This is a genomic window from Candidatus Poribacteria bacterium (assembly GCA_021295755.1).
In the GTDB taxonomy this organism is placed as follows: Bacteria; Poribacteria; WGA-4E; order WGA-4E; family PCPOR2b; genus PCPOR2b.
Map to the genome: position 1 here is coordinate 1 of JAGWBT010000033.1, position 2,875 is coordinate 2,875.

Sequence of the window (2,875 nt, forward strand, 5' to 3'; positions counted from 1 at the left end):
CACCCGAAAAGTACACATGGAACGGGGCTGGACCTCTCTTACAACTCGCGCCGGATCGGTGGATGTACCCCCTCGAAACGTGGAAGCCGGAGGGGTATGAAGGTCCCCCCGATCAGAAGGCAGCGGCGGTATTCTCAGCGGATCAGGGACAGACGTGGGGCGAGTTCACCGTCGTCGCAGATGACCTCACAGGAGCGTTGCTCTGGTGGGATCAGATGTGCGCCCTCCTGCCAGATGGACGCATCTATACCCTAATCTGGACGCACCAATACGGAACCTCTGAGGATCTGACGAACCACTGGGTAATTTCCGAAGATGGGGGACGCACCTGGTCCGAACCCCGACCAACGAATCTGCGGGGGCAGGTCTGCACCCCCATCCCGCTGCCCGACGGTCGCGTGGCAGCGATTTACAATTTCCGACACGAACCCCAAGGCATCCACGTAGCACTGACCGAAGATCTTGAACATTTCGACGTGGAGAACGAGGTGGTGGTCTTTGATGCAGGAAAAGAGGCGACCCTCGGCGAACCTGAGAACGAGAACTTCCTCGCTGAACACATGCAAATCGCTTTTGGCAAGCCCGGCGGGACACTCTTACCGGACGGGGATGTGATGACCTATTTCTGGTGTACTGTAGCAGGAGTCACCCATACGCGCTGGGTGAAACTACGATTGGAAGACTAATAAAAGGGAAACCGAGTTTTTTCTTGAAAACTCGGTTTCTTTCTTCCGCTATCGGTTTTTGTTGTATGCTTTCTTAACATGAGCTAGCAATGATAGAAAGGAACAGTTCAGATGGGCTGGCAGAAGGATTCACAACAACTTAAAGATTCCTTTGACCGAGATGGATTTGTGGTCATTCCCGGTTTCTATACCCCGGAAGAGACAGCGGCGTTAAACGCTCACATAGACAAGTTTATCACAGAGACGTTGCCCCAATTACCGTCGGACGCGGCCTTTTACGAAGTCAAGGGGCAGACCGAAAGTATTATGCGGTTGCAGGGCATGGCATCTTATGACGACCATTTTAAGGAACTGACCGAGAGTGACCGGTTTGCCAAGTTAGCGGAATTGCTGCTAGACGATGGGGTTGTAAGTAAAAATATGGAGTGGTTCACGAAACCTGCCCGCAGCGACGCAGAAACGCCACCCCATCAGGACGGGTTCTACTTCATGCTCGAACCAAACGAGGCACTGACGTTGTGGCTGGCACTGGATACGGTGAATGGGGGTTCTCACCGCCGGGGTATGAGACCCCACGGACAGACGGCGGTGTTCGGGTTCTCTCTAGGGGTCACAGACTACGGCGAGACGGATTACCAAGAGGAAGCAGCTATCCATGCTGCGCCGGGCGATATGATTGTGCATCATTGCATGACGATTCACCGCGCAGGTTCCAATACCACAGCGAATCCGCGCCGGGCGCTGGGGCTTGTCTATTACGCCCAACGTGCTAAGGCGGATGCAGAACGTCAGGCGGCGTACAGGAAAGAGCTAATGGAACGGTGGGAAAAAGAGGGAAAAATTTAGAGGTTAAGAATCGACTAAAAGCCTTTAACCATTTAGGACTTACGCATTTCAGTATGGAACAACGATCGTTGTTCCATACGGGCTCCTGATGAAGTCTCTGCTGTAGTTGCCCGATTTATCGGGCGTTGGGAACGGTATCCAATGGTGATAAATCACCGAACTACAAACTTTGAGTTCAACTGCGTAACTCCTACCATTAATAGGAGTGAGCGATGCTGACCGATGCACAACTCTACCATTTCGCGGTTCACGGCTGGGTGCTTCAAGAGGATGTATTCAGTCCTGAAGAGATCAATGCCTTCAAGCGCGGCCTGGATCACCTCTATGAACGCAAAGTCTCGACGATGAAGGACACCCAAGACATCAAGAACATCAACAACATGGTGAACTACGACCCAATCTATCGGGACTGGATTATGTCGCCAAAAATCCTCCCCGTTCTGAAGCAGCTCTTGGGCACGCCGCCGCGTTTTGAGTGCTGCCATGCGATGATAAAATCCCCGCACCCCGACCGAACGACACGGCGCGATGAACTTCGAGATGCGGAAAAGATGGGGTGGCACCGCGGCATTCGACCGAAATATGGTATCGTGCCAGCGAACAACCATCCCTACATCAACACAACATTTCTCAACAACGCCACCTACCTAACGGACGTTGATCCTGAACATGGCGGCACAATGATCTTGGACGGCTCACACCGAATCGAGGCGCAGGATTGGAAAGAAATTTTCGATCCCGCAATGGTCGTTCAAATTGAAGCAAAGGCAGGATCGGTGATGCACTTCACGGAGGCGTTGGTCCATACCGGCGTCCCAATCCTCTCCGAGCAAAGCCGCTATACGATGTTCTACGGTTTCACCCCGCCGTGGATGCAGTGTTGGCCCGGCTGCAGTCCGACGCAGGAGGTCATTGACGCCAGCGAAGGGGAACTCAAGGAAATCCTCGGAGGACGCACCGGATATATGGGACAGTACGGACCTGAGTGAGTAGAAACCTACAAACCCAAAATCTGAATCCCTTGTGAGAAGGAGGGTATATTCAATGCTATCCGATTTGGAAGTTGGACAATTTTGGACATTCGGGTTCACTGTCTTGAGAGGCTGCCTGAACAAAAAAGAGGTAGACTGTCTACAGGAGGCACACACCCGCGTCATTGCAGACGCACCGGTCTACAACTATTTCGCCGAGAACGGCACCCGGATGCTGAGTCCTTTCATCCAAGCGGACGATGCATTCGCAGATTTAATCGAGCAGCCCGGTGTGATGGAAGCCATGCGCGATATCTGGGGAACGGAGTGCCTCTATATTGCCGGCAGCGATATGTGGGCGAACCGAGATGA

At 52.9% G+C, this 2,875-nt stretch carries 4 protein-coding genes; all 4 read left to right on the forward strand.

What is annotated here, in order from left to right; genetic code table 11:
- The coding region (locus tag J4G02_06380) for an exo-alpha-sialidase (GenBank protein ID MCE2394205.1) at nt 1-686 on the forward strand (686 nt) is incomplete at its 5' end.
- A 111-nt stretch (nt 687-797) separates the two neighbouring features.
- A complete protein-coding gene (locus J4G02_06385; protein ID MCE2394206.1) occupies nt 798-1,532 on the forward strand; it encodes a phytanoyl-CoA dioxygenase family protein in 735 nt (244 codons plus the stop codon).
- A gap of 212 nt (nt 1,533-1,744) precedes the next feature.
- Nucleotides 1,745-2,521 (forward strand): phytanoyl-CoA dioxygenase family protein, encoded by a 777-nt coding sequence (locus J4G02_06390; GenBank protein MCE2394207.1) that lies wholly within the window; start codon nt 1,745-1,747, stop codon nt 2,519-2,521.
- A gap of 55 nt (nt 2,522-2,576) precedes the next feature.
- Nucleotides 2,577-2,875 (forward strand): hypothetical protein (locus J4G02_06395; protein ID MCE2394208.1); only part of this gene is annotated, 299 nt, incomplete at its 3' end.

Coding starts and splice junctions, on each gene's coding strand:
- J4G02_06390 (MCE2394207.1), top strand. CDS start 1,745: ATGCTGACCGATGCACAACTCTACCATTTCGCGGTTCACGGCTGGGTG.
- J4G02_06385 (MCE2394206.1), top strand. CDS start 798: ATGGGCTGGCAGAAGGATTCACAACAACTTAAAGATTCCTTTGACCGA.